The organism is Pandoraea norimbergensis, from assembly GCF_001465545.3.
Taxonomy (GTDB): Bacteria; Pseudomonadota; Gammaproteobacteria; order Burkholderiales; family Burkholderiaceae; genus Pandoraea; species Pandoraea norimbergensis.
In genome coordinates this window covers 6,056,379-6,076,217 of record NZ_CP013480.3, presented here as the reverse complement: position 1 = coordinate 6,076,217, position 19,839 = coordinate 6,056,379, and the positions used below count along the sequence as shown (strand labels likewise).

16 protein-coding genes are annotated in these 19,839 nt (G+C 63.4%); all 16 read left to right on the top strand.

Annotated features, from left to right (window positions below):
* Positions 1–12: 12 nt before the first annotated feature.
* The 16 genes from AT302_RS26710 to AT302_RS26635 all read left to right on the top strand — a co-directional run bounded on the left by AT302_RS26710 (position 13) and on the right by AT302_RS26635 (position 19,713).
* A complete protein-coding gene (locus AT302_RS26710) occupies positions 13–432 on the top strand; it encodes a F0F1 ATP synthase subunit epsilon (protein ID WP_058376580.1) in 420 nt (139 codons plus the stop codon).
* Positions 433–777: 345 nt separating this feature from the next.
* Entirely contained in the window at positions 778–2,496 is a 1,719-nt protein-coding gene (locus tag AT302_RS26705; protein WP_058376579.1) for an AMP-binding protein, read from the top strand.
* Positions 2,497–2,688: 192 nt separating this feature from the next.
* Positions 2,689–3,906 carry a Bcr/CflA family multidrug efflux MFS transporter gene (locus tag AT302_RS26700; protein WP_058376578.1) on the top strand — a complete coding sequence of 406 codons (1,218 nt, stop codon included), beginning with the start codon at positions 2,689–2,691 and terminating at the stop codon, positions 3,904–3,906.
* A gap of 473 nt (positions 3,907–4,379) precedes the next feature.
* Positions 4,380–4,697, top strand: a complete 318-nt coding sequence (flhD, locus tag AT302_RS26695; RefSeq protein ID WP_010807753.1) for a flagellar transcriptional regulator FlhD — start codon at positions 4,380–4,382, stop codon at positions 4,695–4,697.
* 66 nt (positions 4,698–4,763) lie between these two features.
* On the top strand, positions 4,764–5,378 hold the full coding sequence (gene flhC / locus AT302_RS26690; protein ID WP_058376577.1) for a flagellar transcriptional regulator FlhC: 615 nt from the start codon (positions 4,764–4,766) through the stop codon (positions 5,376–5,378).
* Positions 5,379–5,495: 117 nt separating this feature from the next.
* Positions 5,496–6,356, top strand: a complete 861-nt coding sequence (motA, locus tag AT302_RS26685; protein ID WP_058376576.1) for a flagellar motor stator protein MotA — start codon at positions 5,496–5,498, stop codon at positions 6,354–6,356.
* Positions 6,357–6,368: 12 nt separating this feature from the next.
* Entirely contained in the window at positions 6,369–7,376 is a 1,008-nt protein-coding gene (gene motB, locus AT302_RS26680; RefSeq protein WP_058376575.1) for a flagellar motor protein MotB, read from the top strand.
* Between the two features lie 29 nt (positions 7,377–7,405).
* A complete protein-coding gene (locus AT302_RS26675; protein WP_058379975.1) occupies positions 7,406–7,786 on the top strand; it encodes a response regulator in 381 nt (126 codons plus the stop codon).
* A 108-nt stretch (positions 7,787–7,894) separates the two neighbouring features.
* Entirely contained in the window at positions 7,895–10,039 is a 2,145-nt protein-coding gene (cheA, locus tag AT302_RS26670; protein ID WP_237172228.1) for a chemotaxis protein CheA, read from the top strand.
* Between the two features lie 17 nt (positions 10,040–10,056).
* A complete protein-coding gene (locus AT302_RS26665) occupies positions 10,057–10,572 on the top strand; it encodes a chemotaxis protein CheW (protein ID WP_058376573.1) in 516 nt (171 codons plus the stop codon).
* Positions 10,573–10,723: 151 nt separating this feature from the next.
* Entirely contained in the window at positions 10,724–13,117 is a 2,394-nt protein-coding gene (locus AT302_RS28340; RefSeq protein WP_058376572.1) for a methyl-accepting chemotaxis protein, read from the top strand.
* A gap of 62 nt (positions 13,118–13,179) precedes the next feature.
* Positions 13,180–14,979 (top strand): methyl-accepting chemotaxis protein, encoded by a 1,800-nt coding sequence (locus tag AT302_RS28335; protein ID WP_058376571.1) that lies wholly within the window; start codon positions 13,180–13,182, stop codon positions 14,977–14,979.
* 380 nt (positions 14,980–15,359) lie between these two features.
* On the top strand, positions 15,360–16,991 hold the full coding sequence (locus tag AT302_RS26650; protein ID WP_058376570.1) for a methyl-accepting chemotaxis protein: 1,632 nt from the start codon (positions 15,360–15,362) through the stop codon (positions 16,989–16,991).
* A 28-nt stretch (positions 16,992–17,019) separates the two neighbouring features.
* A complete protein-coding gene (locus AT302_RS26645) occupies positions 17,020–17,961 on the top strand; it encodes a CheR family methyltransferase (protein WP_084656492.1) in 942 nt (313 codons plus the stop codon).
* A gap of 1 nt (position 17,962) precedes the next feature.
* On the top strand, positions 17,963–18,637 hold the full coding sequence (gene cheD / locus AT302_RS26640; protein WP_058376569.1) for a chemoreceptor glutamine deamidase CheD: 675 nt from the start codon (positions 17,963–17,965) through the stop codon (positions 18,635–18,637).
* 53 nt (positions 18,638–18,690) lie between these two features.
* On the top strand, positions 18,691–19,713 hold the full coding sequence (locus AT302_RS26635; protein WP_058379973.1) for a protein-glutamate methylesterase/protein-glutamine glutaminase: 1,023 nt from the start codon (positions 18,691–18,693) through the stop codon (positions 19,711–19,713).
* Positions 19,714–19,839: the final 126 nt, after the last annotated feature.

Below are 19,839 nucleotides of genomic sequence, written 5' to 3'. Positions count from 1 at the left end.
ACGGGAGCGATTATGGCAACCATTCACGTAGACGTCGTCAGCGCAGAAGAGCAGATCTTCTCGGGTCGTGCGCGCTTTGTGGCGCTGCCGGGCGAAGCCGGCGAGCTGGGCATTTTGCCCGGTCACACGCCGCTGATCACGCGCATCAAGCCGGGTGCCGTGCGCATCGAGGACGAAGCAGGTAACGAAGATTTCGTCTTCGTGGCCGGCGGCATTCTCGAAGTGCAACCGGGCACGGTGACCGTGCTCGCCGACACCGCTATCCGCGGCAAGGACCTGGACGAGGCAAAAGCTGCCGATGCCAAGCGTCGCGCGGAAGAAGCGCTTGCGAACAAGGATTCGAACATCGAGTACGCGAAAGCCCAGGCCGAATTGGCTGAAGCCATCGCCCAACTCGCTGCGATCAGCAAGCTGCGCAAGGCAAAGCTGTAAATTGGCGTTGTCGTAGTACCGGCCGCAACGCCGGTGTTGCGAGCGATGCAGAAAGCTCCATGCATGAAAGTGCGTGGAGCTTTTGTTTTTTCCAACGCACGCTTCACGTGCTATCACGTGCCACCACATGGCCGCTACGACCGGTGTGACATCACCGTGTCGCGACTCGCATCAATTCACCGCATTCTCTCAGGGCCATCCCCACTCGTTACGTCACGCGAATTACGTTAACGTAAACGTCAACGCAGCGTGACGCGCTATTGTTGTAAAGACCAGCCAATAGCAGCGTCGGGCACGACAGCATTTCGCCATTTCAGCATTGCTTCAGTATCAGGAGACAAAAGCATGGAAAGCCGGGAAGGTGCAGGCGTAGTCCCACGTAATGGGTTGTCGTATGTGAAGGGCGACACGACGGTGCCGTTGTCGTCGCTCACGGTGTTTGGTCTGCTGGCCGAGACGGCCTCGACGTTTCCTGAGCGTCAGGCCGTGGTGTTTCGAGAGCAAGGCGTGGATTGGACGTGGCGCGAATTCATCGCACACGTCGACACTTTTGCCGCCGGTCTGCTGGCATTGGGACTGAAGAAGGGCGACCGGGTCGGCATCTGGTCGCCGAATCGCGTCGAATGGCTCGTCACGCAATTCGCGACCGCACGCGTGGGGCTGGTGCTGGTGAACATCAACCCGGCCTACCGACTCGCTGAGCTGGAGTACGCGATCAACAAGGTCGGCTGCAAGGCGCTGGTGGCCGCCGAGTCGTTCAAGTCGTCGCGCTATCTCGACATGCTGAACACGCTTGCGCCCGAGCTGGCGCAGAGCGAACCGGGCCTGCTGAAGTCAGCAAAGCTGCCCACCCTCACCACGATCATCCGCATGGGCACGGGCATCACGCCGGGGATGATGAATTTCAGCGACGTCGTGACCCTGGGCGCCGACGCGAGCCTCGAGACGCTACGCAGCATTTCCGACGGCCTCGACTGTCACGACCCGATCAACGTACAGTTCACGAGCGGCACCACGGGCAGCCCGAAGGGTGCGACGCTCACGCACCATAACATCGTCAACAACGGGCGCTTCATCGCGATGGCGATGAAGTTCACGGAGCACGACAGCCTGTGCATCCCCGTGCCGTTCTATCACTGCTTCGGCATGGTGCTCGCGGTATTGGCATGCGTCTCGACGGGCGCCACGATGGTCTTCCCGGGCGAGGCGTTCGATCCGAAGGCCACCATGGCCGCCGTGTCGGAAGAAAGCTGTACGGCGCTGCATGGCGTGCCGACGATGTTCATTGCGCAGCTCGACCATCCGGACTTCGACAACTATCACTTCGATTCACTGCGCACTGGCATCATGGCCGGCTCGCCGTGTCCGATCGAGACGATGAAGCGCGTGATCAGCCAGATGCACATGAGCGAAGTGACGATCGCCTACGGCATGACGGAGACGAGTCCGGTGTCGTTCCAGACGACGACCACCGACCCGCTCGAAAAGCGCACAAGCACGGTGGGCCGCGTACAGCCGCACCTTGAAGTGAAGCTGGTCGACGCGGCGGGCGAGATCGTGCCTGTGGGCGAGAAGGGCGAGCTGTGCACGAAGGGTTACTCCGTGATGCTGGGTTATTGGGATGACGAACCGCGCACGCGCGAGGCGATTCGCGATGACTGGATGCATACGGGCGATCTTGCGACGATCGATGAAGACGGCTACTGCAACATCGTCGGCCGCGTGAAGGACATGCTCATCCGAGGCGGCGAGAACATCTACCCGCGCGAGATCGAGGAATTCCTGTTCCGCCATCCGAAGATTCAGGCGGTGCAGGTGTTCGGCGTCCCCGATGCGAAGTACGGCGAGGAGGTCTGTGCATGGATCGTGCTGAAGCCGGGGCAGAGCGCCACGGAAGACGACATCCGTGAGTTCTGCAAGGATCAAATCGCCCACTACAAGGTGCCGCGCTATATCCGCTTCGTCGACGACATGCCCATGACGGTGACCGGTAAAGTGCAGAAATTCATCATGCGCGAGCAGATGGTCGAATCGCTGGGATTGAGCGAAGAAAAGACCGCCTGATCTGCCCGTGTCGATCGATTTCCGCCGAGCTATTTCTTCTCTGATCGGCGGACACGGAACGATGGATATCCCCGCAGCAAATGCCCGCCAGTAAAGCGGGCATTTGCCTATCTGGCGTTATCCGCGTGCCGCCCCGCCGACGGGCACACGGACAATGCCGTATGATTCGGGATTACCCTAGGTGCCCCGGCCATGTCAGCCCACTATTTCCGCTCGGTGTTTGTTCTCGGCATTCTGTCTGCCATCGGCTCGTTGTCGATCGACATGTATCTGCCGGCGCTGCCAAGCATCGCGCGGGAATTGAATACGACGGATGCGGCAGCGCAGTTCACGCTCGCTTCGTTCTTCATCGGGCTGGGACTCGGACAATTGCTACACGGCCCGCTGGCCGACCGCTTCGGCCGCAAGCGCCCGCTCTATGCCGGGCTCGCGCTCTATACCATCGCATCCGCCGGTTGCGCACTTGCCCCCAACATCGAAACGCTGATCGTCTGCCGGTTCATTCAGGCGGTGGGTGGTTGCGCCTGCTTCGTGATCGCCCGGGCGATGGCGCGTGACCTGTTCGATACGAATACCGTGGCCCGCGTGCTCTCGCGCATGACGCTGATCATGGGCGCGGCACCGATTCTTGCGCCGCTCGTCGGCGGTCAGGTCTTGATGTTTGTCGGCTGGCGCTGGATCTTCTGGGGCCTGACGGTATTCGGCGTCATCTGCTTCGCGATGGCCGTCTACTGGCTGCCTGAGACACGTCACGCGGCCAAACAGGCGCGCCACTGGCTGGCCACAGCCTGGCACAACTACGGCGCGCTGGTGCGTGACCGCGAGTTCATGGGCAACGCCCTGGCGGGCGGTGTGGCACAGGCTGGCATGTTCGCGTACATCACGGGCTCGCCGTTTGTTTTCATCAATCTGTACGGCGTCGACCCGGCGCACTACGGCTGGCTGTTCGGTTTGAACGCGTGCGGCATCATCTTCGGCTCGCAGGTCAACGCGCACCTGCTGCGCAAACGCCGGCCGGCCGATGTGTTGCGCCGTACCAACAATCTGGTCGCTATTCTCGGGCTGGTGCTGTTGGCGGTGGCGGCGCTGAAGCTTGGTGGACTGCCCGGGTTGATGGTGCCGCTGTTCGCTTACGTGGCGAGTCTGGGCTTTTCGCAGCCGAACGCCGTGGCCGAAGCGCTCAATCGCCAACACCAACGGGCGGGCGCGGCCTCGGCATTGCTCGGTGCGTTGCAATTCCTCGCAGCAGCCAGCGCAGGGGCAGCGGTGGGGATGTTGCACGCGCGCTCGGCGGTGCCTATGGCGGCCGTGATTGCGGTGTGTGGCGTGCTGTCGTGGTGCCTGCACACGCTGTTGATTCGCCGCGCCGGTCCGCCGGCGGCGCTGCCGCCCGCGACCGGAAAAGTCTAAGGGGCGTCAGTCCGGCGCCTCGAACGTCGGCGTATTTAGGGAACTTTGCCCGAAGTTTTCTTCCAAACCTGAGATTCGGCACAGGTCACTACATCTGTAACACTTTGTAATTGCACTGTTCCGGCGTGAAACGGGTCGGCAAAGTACGATCCAGCCGCTTCGCAAAAGCCCCCCAAATCTTTTTGCAAAGACGGCTAAAGTTCGGCGCAAAACGGCCGAAATACAGACGAGTAGTAGAGCGCAGCTTCGTGACATTTGCGTGAAGCCATCGTCTTTTCACACCGATCATTCCCCCCGAATGCATCGCAGGGGCCGCTCGCGCCCCGCATGTAGGAAAAACTCCTACAAAAAACTTCCGCTTTTCTTGCCCTTCTATGTAGTTTTTCTCCGATTTCTTTATCTTTCGCCTTTATCCACAATGCGAGGGAAAACGGAGTAGTACCGCAAGATCATCCATTGCGCCGGGGGGCCGCATGCGAAACAGCGAAACACTGAATGAGATTCGTGAGTTGAATCTCTCCTACCTCGTACTGGCTCAGCGCCTGATTCGCGAGGACCGTGCCGCGGCGATGTTCCGCCTTGGCATCAGCGACCAACTTGCCGACGTGCTCGGCAGTCTCACCTTGGCTCAACTTGTCAAATTCGCGGGGTCGAACCAGCTTCTGTGCCGATTTCGCTTTGACGACCACGTGATTCTTTCGACCCTTACGCACGGTGCGAAGGACGTGGGTATGCAGCAGTCGCACGCATCGATTCTGCTCGCGGGGCAACCCGTCGAGCAGATCGGCTAAGTACGCGATGTAATTCGCGCGCTACCCGGGGGTAGCGCGCCGCGTCACCTGCCAGGAAGCCTGCATATGCGTACCAAAAGCGTCGTTCTCGAGGCCCGCGAGATCCAGTTGGCCATCGAACTGATCGAACTCGGCGCCCGCCTCCAATTGCTGGAAGCGGAAACGAGCCTCAGTCGGGATCGCCTCATCAAACTCTACAAAGAGCTCAAGGGGGCTTCGCCGCCCAAGGGCATGCTGCCGTTCTCGACCGACTGGTTCGTGACCTGGCTGCCAAACATCCACTCATCGCTTTTCCACAACATCTATCGCCATCTCGTGCACCACGGCGGCTGCCAGGGCATCGAGGCCATCGTCAAGGCCTATCGCCTGTACCTGGAGCACGTCGAGCTGCATGGCTGGGAAGCCGTGCTCGGGTTCACCCGCGCATGGACGCTGGTCCGTTTCTTCGACAGCAAGATGTTGCAAATGACGCCGTGCACGCGTTGTGGCGGCCATTTCGTCACGCACGCCCACGAGCCTCACGGTCAGTACGTCTGCGGCCTGTGCGCGCCGCCGTCGCGCGCCGGTAAGACGCGGAAAGCAAAACACGCACACGCCGCCGATCTGGCGCCGGTCGAGGCCGAAGCCCCGGCGGGCGTGCCCGGGCCCGGGGGTACGGACATTTCTCCGTTGGCTGCCTGAGCGGCACATTCGTCACGAGGACGCATCCCCTACAGTTTCCCTGCTTGTCTGCCGTTAAGCCCTCTGAACAGGAAGGACATTTTTCCGTAGACGTATTTTTGCGAGAGGTATCCGGCAGTGCTTGTCGTCATTGGTTACATCATCGTTCTTGCCTCGGTCTTTGGCGGTTTCGTCATCGGCGGAGGTCACTTGGGCGCGCTGTTTCAGCCGACCGAGCTGCTGATCATCGGTGGCGCGGGCGTCGGCTCGTTTGTGGTGGGCAACAACAGCAAGGCGATCAAGGCGACGATGAAGGCGCTGCCGATGCTGTTCAAGGGCTCGAAATACACCAAAGAGCTGTACATGGAGCTGATGGCGCTGCTCTACGTGCTGCTCGCCAAGGCGCGTAAGGACGGCATGCTCGCCATCGAAGGCGATGTGGAAGACCCGGCATCGAGCCCGGTGTTCTCGCAATACCCGCGCATTCTGAACGAGCCGCGCATCATGGAATTCCTGACCGACTATCTGCGCCTGATGGTCAGCGGCAACATGAACGCGTTCGAGATCGAGAACCTGATGGATCACGAAATCGAAACGTACCGTCACGAAGGCGAAGTGCCTGCCCACTGCCTGCAAAAAACCGGCGACGCGATGCCGGCGTTCGGCATTGTGGCTGCCGTGATGGGCGTGGTGCACACGATGGCCTCGGCCGACCAGCCGCCGGCCGTGCTCGGTGCGCTGATCGCACAGGCACTCGTGGGGACCTTCCTCGGCATTTTGCTGGCGTACGGCTTCATTTCGCCGCTCGCCCAACTGATCGAACACCGCATCAACGAGTCGGTCAAGCTTTACGAGTGCATCAAGGTCACGCTGCTGGCGAGCCTGAACGGCTACGCCCCGGCCCTGTCGGTGGAGTTCGGCCGCAAGGTGCTGTACTCCACGGTGCGCCCGTCGTTCGCCGAGCTCGAAGAGCACGTGCGCCAGGTTAAGGCACGTTGACGGACGGCAGCAATGAGCGAGAAAGACGAGCGGCCCATTATCGTCAAGCGCCGCAAAGCCGGCGGGCACGGCCACCATGGCGGTGCGTGGAAGATTGCCTATGCCGACTTCATGACGGCCATGATGGCGTTCTTCCTGCTGATGTGGCTGCTCAGTTCCGTGAGCAGCAAGGAACTGACAGGCATTGCCGAATACTTCCGTACGCCGCTCAAGGTTGCCCTCACGGGCGGGCGTAACGCGGCGGACAACAGCGGCGTGATTCCCGGTGGCGGCACCGACACGACGCGTACCGACGGCCAGAAATCGCGCGGTGATCAGGTACGGTCGCGCCAGGCCACGACGGCCGAGTTGGCCGAGCGCGCCGATGCACAGCGTTTGCGCGAACTCAAGGCGCGGCTCGAGAAGGCGATCGAAAATAACCCGACGCTCAGGCAATTCCGCAAACAGTTGCTGATCGACGTGACGACCGAAGGCTTGCGCATTCAGATCGTCGACGATCAGAACCGGCCGATGTTCGCCAACGCGAGCGCGCAGGTGCAACCGTATATGCGCGACATCCTGCGCGAGATCGGCAAGTCGCTCAACGACGTACCCAATCGCATCAGCCTGTCGGGTCATACCGACGCGACGGCGTATGCGCAGGGCGACAAGAGCTATAGCAACTGGGAGCTGTCGGCCGATCGCGCGAACGCCTCGCGTCGCGAGTTGATCGCGGGCGGCCTCGATGGCGAGAAGGTCTTGCGCGTGGTGGGGCTGGCCTCGACTGTGCCGCTCGATCGCGACGACGCTTACAACCCGATCAACCGACGCATCAGCATCATCGTGCTCAATCGCCGTGCCGAGGCTTCTGTGAAGCACGAGGGCGATCAGCCGACGATCGATGCGACGAACGCCCGAGGCTCGGGCGCCGACGCCGTCAACGCTGCCATCAGTGGCGTGTTGCCGCCGGGCGTACCGTCGCCGCCGGCACCCCCCGCAGCCCCTGCTGCGCCGGGTGCAAACGGCGCTGCGGCGAGATAACCGATAAGAAGAGGAGACGCATGGAGGCCATGCAGGCACGCAATACGATTCTCGCGGTCGACGACTCCGCGTCAATGCGTCAGATTCTGGCGGCCACGCTCGACGAAGCCGGCTATGCCGTGACGACGGCGCGCGACGGACAGGAGGCACTGGCACTGGCATCGAATGCGAATTTCGATCTGGTGCTGACCGACCAGCACATGCCCGGGATGGATGGGCTGTCGCTGATTCGTGCCCTGCGAGACCTCGATGCGTTCGCACAAACGCCGATTCTGGTGCTCACCACAGAAGTTGATGGCGCGTATAAGACGGCGGCCCGTGAAGCGGGGGCAAGCGGTTGGCTGATCAAGCCGGTCGACCCCGAGGCACTGGTCGACGTGGTGGGCTCGCTTGTCGGCGCGGGCACATGACGATGTTGATGGCGTCGACGGCACAACCAAGTTAGGACGAGGAAACCGGTGGATATCACCCAGTTCTACCAGACCTTTTTCGATGAAGCGGAAGAGTTGCTCGCAGAGATGGAGCATCTCTTGCTGGCGCTCGACGTGAGCGCGCCGGACAACGAGCAGCTCAACGCGATCTTTCGCGCCGCGCACTCGATCAAGGGCGGGGCCGCGACGTTCGGCTTCACCGCGCTCACCGAGACCACTCACCTGCTGGAAAACCTGCTCGACCGCGCGCGTCGCGGCGAGTTGCAGTTGCGCACCGAGATGGTCGACACCTTCCTGGAAACCAAAGACGTGTTGCATCAACAGTTGAATGCCTACCGCGCCTCCAGTGAACCCGATGTCGAGGCGATGACGCGCATCTGCGCGGTGCTCCAACGCTTGGCCGCAGAAGAAAGCGGCGAGGCGCCGTCGGCCGCGCCGGCTTCGCCTGCTGCACCGGCCCCCGCTGCGGCGGCCGCGCCAGCGGCAGCGGTGCCCGAAGCTACGACCGACGCGAGTGGTGCGCCCACCAGTCCGGTCGCACCGGGCCAGACGCGTCTCAAGGTCACGCTCACGGGCGTGAGCGAAAAGGACCAGACCCTGCTTGCCGAAGAACTCGGCAACCTCGGTCACGTGGCCGGCCGCCAGTCGGTCGACAACGCCCTGCATCTGTGGCTCGACACGACCTGTGGCGCCGACGACATTCTCGCCGTGTGCTGCTTCGTGATCGAACCGTCGCAGATCGACGTGCAGGATGCCGCTGCGGTAGCCGCGCTTGCTGCCGCGACTCCGGCTGCGCCTGTTGCGCCTGCCGCGCCCGCTGCGCCCGCCGCGCCTGTTATTGCGGCCCCGGTCGCACAGCCCGCCGTCGAAATCTTCGAACCGATCGCCGCCGCGCCGGCCCAGATCGAAGTCCCCGCCGCGCCGGCACCCGAGCAAATCGTGGTGCCGCCGGCCCCCGTTGCTCACGCGGGCGGCAATGGTGGCAATGGCACTCATCCGCCAGAAAAGCGCGCAGCGGCTCCGGCCGCCGGCGGCGCTGCCGGTCACGAGAATAGCTCCATTCGTGTGGGCGTGGAAAAGGTCGACCAGCTCATCAATCTGGTGGGCGAACTGGTGATCACGCAGGCCATGCTCGCGCAGACGGCCAGCAGTCTCGACCCGATGCTGCACGATCGCCTCTTCAACGGCATGGGCCAGTTGGAGCGCAACGCGCGCGACCTGCAAGAAGCGGTCATGTCCATCCGCATGATGCCGATGGACTACGTGTTCTCGCGCTTCCCCCGCCTGGTGCGCGATCTCGCGACCAAGCTCGGCAAGCAGATCGAACTGGTCACGTTCGGTCAGGCGACCGAACTCGACAAGAGTCTGATCGAGCGCATCATCGATCCGCTCACGCACCTGGTGCGTAACAGTCTCGACCACGGTATCGAAACCTCGGAAGCGCGTCTCGCCTCGGGCAAAGACCCCGTGGGCCAGCTCGTGCTGTCCGCCGCGCATCAGGGCGGCAATATCGTGATCGAAGTGAGCGACGACGGTGCTGGTCTGCGCCGCGAGAAGATTCTCGCCAAGGCGCAGCAGCAAGGCATGAACGTGTCCGACTCGATGGCGGACGAGGAAGTCTGGCAGCTGATTTTCGCGCCGGGCTTCTCGACGGCCGAAGCCGTGACCGACGTGTCGGGCCGTGGCGTCGGTATGGACGTCGTCAAACGAAACATCCAGCAGATGGGCGGCCACGTGGAGATTCTGTCCACGCGCGGCAAGGGCACCACCATCCGCATCGTGCTGCCGCTGACGCTGGCGATTCTGGACGGCATGTCCGTCAAGGTCGGCACGGAGATCTTCATCCTGCCGCTGAACTTCGTGATGGAGTCGCTGCAACCGCGCCGTGACGACATTCGCGCGGTGACCGGCGAAGGGCAGGTCGTGCTGGTGCGTGGCGAGTATCTGCCGCTGGTGGAGCTGTACCGTGCGTTCGACGTGCCCGAGGCGCGTGGGGATCCCACGCAAGGCATCATCGTGATCCTGCAAGCCGAAGGCCGCCGCTTTGCGCTGCTCGTCGACGAGCTGGTGGGCCAGCAGCAGGTCGTGGTGAAGAACCTCGAAACCAATTACCGCCGTATTCACGGTATTTCTGCCGCCACCATCATGGGTGACGGCAGTGTGGCCCTGATCGTGGACGTGGCGGCGCTTCAGCGCGGCCAGCGCTCGGCATCGGCCACCATCTTCAACTGAAGTCGGAGAGTCGTCAGATGGAAAAGCTTTCGCAAGAGCATGCCATGTCGCGCCAGGGCGGCGCCATGCAGACCGAGGGCGACGGCCAGGAATTTCTGGTCTTCACGCTCGGTGAAGAGGAATACGGCATCGACATCCTGAAGGTGCAGGAAATTCGCGGCTACGACGCCGTCACGCGCATCGCCAACGCCCCCGACTTCATCAAGGGCGTGATCAACCTGCGCGGCATCATCGTGCCGATCGTGGACATGCGCATCAAGTTCCGCCTCGGCCGCGTCGAGTACGACACCCAGACGGTCGTGATCATTCTGAACGTGGCCGGCCGTGTGGTCGGCATGGTCGTTGACGGCGTGTCCGACGTGCTCACGCTCGCGCGCGGCGAAATCAAGCCGGCCCCCGAGTTCGGTGCACAACTGGCGACCGAGTACATCACGGGCCTTGGCACGGTCGAAGGCCGCATGCTGATCCTGATGGACATCGAGAAGCTCATGACCAGCGACGACATGGCGCTCATCGAGCGTCTGGCGAGCTAAGGTCGGCGAAAGCGAAGCACCATGGCACGGCGTCCGGGGATGCCGTGCCGACAGAAGCAGAAGCAAAGTGATCGAAAGAGACGGGCAGAGACACCCGCAGCGTTACCCACAGACATAACCCACTCACCCGAAGATTACGGAGACCGAGCACGTGCGCGATAACCAGCCCGTCACCCAGAACGAATTCGTCATCGGCGAGCATCAGTACCTGATCTCGCGAACGGATCTGAAGGGGCGGATCACGTATGCCAATCCCGCCTTCGTGGAGGTGAGTGGCTATTCGCGTGACGAACTGCTGGGCGCGCCGCACAACATCGTGCGCCATCCCGACATGCCGCCCGAAGCGTTCGGCGACCTGTGGGACACGATCAACCGCGGCGATACGTGGACGGGTCTCGTGAAGAACCGCCGCAAGAACGGCGACTTCTACTGGGTGCTGGCAACCGTCACCCCGACGCTCGAAAACGACGCCGTGGTGGGTTACACCTCGGTGCGCGTGCGTCCGGCTGCCGGGGCGACCGACCAGGCTGAAACCATCTACGCGCGCTTTCGCAATGGTCAGGCCGGCAATCTGCGCATTCGCGGTGGCCGGGTCGAACGGGGTGGCATTGCTGCACTCGTGCGCAAGATTCGCATCGACACGCTGCGTGCGCGCCTGACCGGCATCATCGTGCTCGGTGCGCTGTTGCTCGCGATTGTGGGCGGACTGGGTCTGTGGGGCATGTCGAGCAGCAACGCCAAGCTGCTTCAGGTGTACCAGAACGGTATGGTGCCGGTCGGCACGCTGGGCGCCATCGGCCAGAAACTCGACCGCGACGTATTGCTAGTGGCGGAAGCCATCGGCAGCCCGAATCTCGACGCGATGAAGCGTGCGGGCGATGAGATCACCGCCAGCCTCGACGACATCAATCGCGAGTGGGCGACCTACATGAAGTCGGTCGACCCGGCCACGCAGGCACAGGCCGAACGCTTCAACGTGATTCGCCAGCGCTTTACCACCGATGGCCTGCAACAGACCGTCGAGATGCTCAAGGTCGGCTCGGCAGAAGGCGCGCAACAGACGTATCTCGAGAAGGTGAAACCCGCGTACGGTCCGATGCGCGACGAGCTCAACGTGCTCACGCGACTGGAACTCACGCAGGCCACCGACTTGTATCAACAGGGCCAGCGCGAGCACACCATCGTGCGTGCGCTCACGGCGGTGGCGGTGATCGGCGGCATCATCGTGCTGTTCGTGCTCGGCAGCATTCTGCGCCGTGCGATCAATCATCCGCTGCGCGTGGCGCTGTCGATGTCCAAGCAGATTGCGGCGGGTGACCTGACCGGCAAGGCCGAAGGCACCGGGCGCGACGAAGTCGGCCAGCTGCTGTTCGGCCTGACGGTCATGAAGAACAGCTTGCTGTCGATCGTCTCCGACGTGCGCGAGGGCATCGAGTCGATCAACGTGGCGTCGCGCGAAATCGCGGCGGGCAACACCGATCTGTCGGCACGCACCGAACAACAGGCCGCGTCGCTGGAACAGACGGCGTCGTCGATGGAGCAGCTCACCGCCACGGTCAAGCAGAACGCGGACAACGCCAAACAGGCGAGCGCGCTGGCCGTCAATGCGTCGGAAATTGCAGCACGCGGTGGTCAGGTGGTCGGCAACGTGGTCGACACCATGCAGGGCATCTCGTCGAGTTCGCACAAGATCGTCGACATCATCAGTGTCATCGAAGGCATTGCCTTCCAGACCAACATCCTCGCGCTGAACGCCGCCGTGGAAGCGGCGCGTGCGGGCGAACAAGGCCGTGGCTTTGCTGTGGTGGCGGGTGAAGTGCGCACGCTGGCGCAGCGCAGCGCGTCGGCCGCGAAAGAAATCAAGGTGCTCATCGAAGACTCGGTGGGCCGCGTCGAGAACGGCTCGGCACTCGTGTCGCAGGCCGGCAAGACGATGGACGAAATCGTGCAGGCCGTGCAGCGCGTGACCGACATCATGGGCGAGATTTCGGCAGCGTCCGCCGAACAGTCGGGTGGCATCGAGCAGGTCAACCGCGCCGTGTCGCAGATGGACGAGGTCACGCAACAGAACGCGGCACTGGTCGAAGAAGCGGCCGCGGCGGCGGGCTCGCTGGAAGAACAGGCGCACCGCCTGCGCGACGCCGTCTCGGTGTTCCGTGTCGGTGATGCGTTCAAGGCGGGCGATGCACGCAGTGCGGCACGCGCAGCCAGCGCCCAGACGGTTCGTCATTCGACGGCAGCAAGCACAGCGCAACCCGTCGCGAGCGCAGCCAAGGCAGCATCGGCCGCGAGTGCGCCGAAAGCGGCTGCAACCGCCGCAGGGGCAGCCACTGCCCGCGCAAGCGCCGGTGCCGCTGCGGCACGCACGGTAACGCGCCGTCCGCAAACGGCTGCTCCGGCCGCTGCTGCCGGATCGGCGGCGGCTGCCACGAATGCACAGGAAGATGCGCAGGTCTTGCAACTGGCGGCGCGTCGCGGCAAAGCGGCACCCGGCAGCGCACCTGCCGGTGGCGCGAGCGACTCGGGCGACTGGGAAGAGTTTTGAACGTTTCGGTGATTGGGATGGGTACGCCGGCGTGAGCCGGTATTCACGGGGTAGAGGTCGTTATGTTTAAAAATGTCACCATCCGGGCACGGCTGACGCTGGCGCTTGGACTCTTCATGGTGCTGCTGGTCGTCGGCGCCGCGGTGGGGCTCTTGTCGCTGCGACAGAGCAACGCGTCGTTGCAGGATATGTACACGAACGACATGGCGTCGTCGCGTGCCCTCGCACAGACCACGCTCTCCACGCTCTCCGCACGTGTGACCCTGGCGCGCATCGAGTTCATCGCCGATCCGAGTGAAATCAAGACGGCCATCGACGGGGTGCGCAACAACCTCAAGAAGGCTGACGATGCGTGGGCCACCTACGCCGCGCTGCCGATGAGCGATGGCGAAAAGCCGCTGGCCGACGCGGCCATCGCCACCCGCAGCAAAGTCGTGAACGAAGGCATTCTGCCCGCGCTCAAGGCGATCGAATCGGGCGACATTCCCGATTTCCACGCCAAGACCGTGATGGACGTGCCGCGCCTGTTCGGCGATTACACCAAGGCGATGACGACGCTGGCCGACCTTCAGGTCAAGAATGCGCAAGATCGTTACGACGTGGCGCAGACCCGCTACACGCTGGTGATGTGGATGGTCGGTATCGGCCTGATCGTGGGTCTGGTGGTCGGTCTGATCACGCAGATCACGCTCACGCGCGCCATCGTCGGCCCGATCGACGACGCCATCAAGCACTTCGAAAAAATCGCCGGCGGCGACCTCACGCAGCGCATCGACGTGTGGAACGACACCGAGACCGGCCGCCTGTTCAAGGGCGTGAAGCACATGCAGGACAGCCTCGTGCGTACCGTCGCCGAAGTGCGTTCGGGCACCGAGTCGATCACGTCCGCTGCGCAACAGATCGCCGCAGGCAACACCGATCTGTCGGCGCGTACGGAGCAACAGGCTGCCTCGCTGGAAGAAACCGCCTCGTCGATGGAGCAGCTCACCGCCACCGTCAAGCAGAACGCGGATAACGCCCGTCAGGCGAGCCAGCTCGCGGTGAATGCATCGGATATCGCGGCACGCGGCGGTGACGTGGTGGGCAAGGTGGTCGGCACGATGCAGGGCATCTCGACGAGCTCCAGCAAGATCGTCGACATCATCAGCGTGATCGACGGCATCGCCTTCCAGACCAACATTCTGGCGCTGAACGCCGCCGTGGAAGCTGCGCGCGCAGGCGAGCAGGGTCGTGGGTTCGCGGTGGTTGCAGGCGAAGTGCGCACGCTGGCCCAGCGCAGCGCCGCAGCCGCGAAGGAAATCAAGGAGCTGATCGAAGACTCGGCCCACAAGGTCGAGGACGGTTCGGCGCTCGTCGAGCAGGCCGGTCAGACGATGGAAGAGATCGTGCAGGCGGTCAAGCGCGTGACCGACATCATGGGCGAGATTTCGGCCGCGTCGGCCGAGCAGTCGGGCGGCATCGAGCAGGTCAATCGTGCCGTGACGCAGATGGACGAAGTCACGCAGCAGAACGCGGCACTCGTTGAAGAAGCCGCCGCGGCTGCCGGTTCGCTCGAAGAGCAGGCCAACCGCCTCAAGTCGGTCGTGTCGGTGTTCCGTCTGGACGCCAGTCAGGCCGCAGGTTCCCATGCTGGCCACGCCGCGCATGCGGCACCGGCACTGGCGGCAGCACCCGCACCGCGAGCCGTTGCTCGCCCGCCGGTGAGAAAGACCGCCGCGCCGGCCCCGGCAGCCGCCCCGAAAGCAGCAGCACCCAAGGCCGCCCCGGCAGCCGCACCGTTGCGCCGTCCGGCCCCGGCCACAGCGGCCCCGGCAGCGCGCACTGGCACGGATGACGCCAACGGCGATTGGGAAACATTCTGATCGTCTTGAAGCGCGTGTTATCACGCGATAGCGCGCGCTTCCGGCAACGCAGCACAGGCAACACCCGCAAGTCGAGCAATGCAAGCAATACAAGCAATACAAGCAATACAAGCAACACAAGCAACACAAGCAACACAAGCAACACAAGCAACACAAGCAACACAAGCAACACAAGCAACACAAGCAACACAAGCAACACAAGCAACACAAGCAACACAAGCAGTAACTACAGGAACGGTGCACGTGCCTGTCCGGAGATGGCAGCTTACAGCTCCGGGCGGTGCGTGTCGGCAAGTGGCAACAATGGGTAAGACAAAAGCCGCCGTGCGCGCGGGACACGATGTCCGCGCGACGGTGAGCCGGTGGTGGAGGGTCACATCATGATGCAGTTGAGTCTCAAGGCAAAACTCTGGTCCGCGCTCGCGCTGATGTGGCTGGGTCTTTTATTGCTCGGCGGTTGGGCGTCGTGGCATGAGCGCGGCACGATGCTGGCCGAGCGGCGAGATGCCGTGCAGGACATCGTGACCACCGCCGACGGCATCGTGCGCGATTACGCCGCACAGGCCGCTGCGGGCAAGATGCCTGAGGCCGAGGCCAAACAGCAGGCAATGGCACGTCTGAAGTCGATGCGCTACGGCGACGGCGGCAGCGGCTATGTGGTCATCTTCGACACCAAGCCGACCGTGCTCATGCACCCGACGCTCGCCGATCTGGTGAACAAAGACGTCTCCACCTACAAGGATTCGAACGGCAAGCTGCTCTATGTCGAAATGGCCCGCGTGGCCAAAGACAAGGGCGCGGGCTTCGTCGACTATTACGGGCGAGTGGCCGGCAGCGACAAGCGCATGGCCAAGCTCTCGTTCGTGAAGTACTTCGCGCCGTGGGACTGGGGTTTCATGAGCGGCGTGTATGTGCAGGACGTCGACGACGCGTTCCTCGCGACGCTGCTGCGCTACGGCATCGTGCTGTTGCTCATCGGCGGCATCGTCACGGCGGCCATGGTCGCGATCATCCGCAATGTGCAGCGCAGCCTTGGCGGCGAGCCTGAATACGCGGCAGAAATTGCGCAACGCATTGCGGCGGGCGATCTGCAAAGCCATGTGAACGTCGCCGCCGGCGACAACACCAGCCTGCTGTTCGCGATGCAGCGCATGCAACACACGCTGGCCGACACCATCGGACAGATTCGTCAGGGCACCGAGTCCATCACGACGGCCGCGCAGCAGATTGCGGCGGGCAATACCGATCTGTCGGCGCGTACGGAACAACAAGCCGCTTCGCTGGAAGAAACTGCGTCGTCGATGGAGCAGCTCACGGCGACCGTCCGGCAGAACGCCGACAACGCGCGTCAGGCCAGCCAACTCGCGGTGACCGCGTCGGAGATCGCCTCGCGTGGCGGTCAGGTGGCCGGGCAGGTCGGCACGACGATGGATGGCATTTCCGCCAGCTCCAGCAAGATCGTGGACATCATCAGCGTGATCGACGGCATTGCCTTCCAGACGAACATTCTCGCCCTGAACGCCGCCGTGGAAGCCGCGCGTGCAGGCGAGCAAGGCCGTGGCTTCGCGGTGGTGGCGGGCGAAGTGCGCACGCTGGCCCAGCGCAGCGCGTCGGCCGCGAAAGAAATCAAGGCACTGATCGAAGAGTCGTCGCGCCGGGTGCAGGACGGCACCTCGCAGGTCGCACAAGCGGGCCAGACGATGGAAGAGATCGTGCAGGCGGTCAAGCGCGTGACCGACATCATGGGCGAAATTTCGGCGGCGTCGGCCGAGCAGTCGAACGGTATCGAGCAGGTCAATCGTGCCGTGACCCAGATGGACGAAGTCACGCAACAGAATGCGGCACTCGTGGAAGAGGCGGCCGCGGCCGCCGGGGCATTGGAATCGCAGGCGCACGAACTGCGCGCGGCGGTTTCGGTATTCCAGACGAGCGGGGCGGGCAGCGCAAGTATTCATGCGATGAGTGCCACGCGTCGCGAAAACACGCCGCAACCGTTCGCTCGCGCGGCATAAGGCGAGCCACTGACGCCGGTGAAACTCAATGACTGACTCGCGCATTACCTCGCATACGACGCGTCGCGGCACCCCCGGTAACGAGGGTGGCGACGGCAGCCGCAGCACGGAGTTTGCCCGTGCCAGCGGGGCTGCGCTCGCGGGCGAGCGCGACTTCGCGTTCTCGCTGGCCGACTTCGGCCGCATTCGCAATCTGATTTATCAGCGTGCGGGCATCGCGCTGGCCGAACACAAGCGTGAGATGGTCTACAGCCGCATCGCACGGCGGCTGCGCGCGCTCGGCATGACGAGCTTCACCGAATACCTCGACATGCTCGAAGCCGACACCGGCGACAGCGAGTGGGAGTCGTTCACCAACGCGCTCACGACCAACCTCACGTCGTTCTTCCGCGAATCGCATCACTTCCCGCTGCTCGCCGAGTTCATCCGCAACCGCGCCAAGCCGATCTCGATCTGGTGCTGTGCAGCCTCGACCGGCGAAGAGCCGTATTCGATTGCGATGACGCTGGTCGATACGCTGGGCTCACGGCCCAACGCCAGCGTGATTGCGACCGACGTCGACACGCAGGTGCTTGCGCGCGCTTCAGCAGCGGTCTACAACGGCGAGCAAACCGGCAAGCTCTCGCAAGAGCAACTGCGCCGCCACTTTCTGCGTGGCACGGGCGCGAACGCCGGAAAGATCAAGGTGCGTCCCGAATTACAGCAACTGGTCACGTTTGCGCCGCTCAACCTGCTCGCCCCGTCGTGGCAGCTGGGCGGGCCGTTCGACGTGATCTTCTGCCGCAACGTGATGATCTATTTCGACAAGGCGACGCAGGCGCGCATTCTCGAGCGCTTCGTGCCGTTGCTTAAACCGGACGGGCTGCTCTTCGCGGGGCATTCCGAGAACTTCACGTATGTGAGCCGGGCGTTCCGTCTGCGCGGGCAGACGGTGTACGAACTGGCCGGCACCGGAGCAAGGGGAGCCTGACATGGCGCAGCCGCTGGCCGAAGCCCTCGCGACCAATCATTACTTCGACAGCGCGTTCAATACCCGCGCCGTCAAACTGCTGCCGTCCGAATACTTCGTCACGACCGAAGACATCATGCTCGTGACGGTGCTGGGCTCGTGTGTGGCCGCGTGTGTGCGCGACAACGTCACGGGCATCGGTGGCATGAATCACTTCATGCTGCCCGACGACGGCGAGAGCGACCGCGACCGGTTGCTCTCGGCATCGATGCGCTACGGCGCGTATGCCATGGAAATGCTCATCAACGAGCTGATCAAGCTCGGGGCACGCCGTGAGCGGCTCGAAGCCAAGGTGTTTGGCGGCGGCGCCGTGCTGGCGGGCATGACCACATTGAACATCGGGGATCGCAACGCGAACTTTGTGTTGCGCTATCTCGAGACCGAGCAGATTCGCGTGACCGCGCAGGATCTGCTCGGACCGCATCCGCGCAAGGTGTGCTTTCTGCCGCGCACCGGCCGGGTGATGGTCAAGAAACTGGGCGATCGCGGAGACCCGGCGATTGCACAGCGCGAACAGGCGTATGCGCAGCGACTGCGCACACGCGAAGTACGGGGCTCCGTAGAACTCTTTGCGCCACCGGCCAGAACCGCCAAGCCTCGGCCGGGGCCTGACAACCGAAAAATGGAGGAGGCTTGAGCGAACCTATCAAAGTCCTGTGCGTGGACGATTCCGCACTCGTGCGCAGCCTGATGACCGAGATCATCAATGCGCAACCGGACATGACGGTGGTGGCGACCGCACCCGACCCGCTGGTCGCGCGCGATCTCATCAAACAACACAACCCTGACGTGCTCACGCTCGACGTCGAAATGCCGCGCATGGACGGTCTGGACTTCCTCGAGAAGCTCATGCGTCTGCGGCCGATGCCGGTGTTGATGGTGTCGTCGCTGACCGAGCGCGGCTCGGAAGTCACGCTGCGTGCGCTGGAACTGGGCGCGGTCGACTTCGTGACCAAGCCGCGTCTGGGTATTCGCGACGGCATGCTCGAGTACGGCGAGATGATTGCCGACAAGATTCGCGCTGCGGCGCGCGCCCGCGTGCGCAGTGCACCGCCCAAGAGCGCAACGCCGGCACCGATCGAAGCGGCGCCGCTGTTGCGCAACCCGCTGGTGTCGACTGAGAAGTTGATCATCATCGGCGCGTCGACGGGCGGGACCGAAGCGATTCGCGAAGTGCTCGTGCCGATGCCGCCCGATGCGCCTGCGATTCTGATTACGCAACATATGCCGGCCGGCTTTACCAAGTCGTTCGCGCAGCGCCTGAACGGGCTTTGCCGTATCACGGTGAAGGAAGCCGAACATGGCGAGCGCGTTCTGCCGGGCCACGCGTACATTGCGCCGGGCGGCGACACCCACTTGCAGCTCTCGCGTAGCGGTGCCAACTATGTGGCGTTGCTCGACCCGGCACCGCCGGTGAATCGACATCGGCCGTCGGTCGATGTATTGTTTCGCTCCGCAGCGGTCCACGCCGGGCGCAATGCGATCGGGGTAATCCTCACGGGGATGGGCCGCGACGGTGCGGCTGGGCTGGTGGAGATGCGCCGGGCAGGCGCGCACACGTTTGCGCAGGACGAAGCGAGCTGCATCGTGTTCGGCATGCCGCGCGAAGCCATTGCGATGGGCGGGGCCGAAGAGGTCGTGCCCCTGTCGGAGATGGCGCGCAAAGTGCTGCATCAGGTCGCGAAATTTGGCGAACGCACGCAACGAGTATAGTAGGGCGCTTTACGTTTTCGCAGTATGCTTCGCATGTTTTGCGGGCTCCCAGGGCACTGGGATGCTGCGGCGAAGGCCCCATGAAATGGCGCCGGGCCCCTCGGGGGCACCGGCCGAATTGGAGTG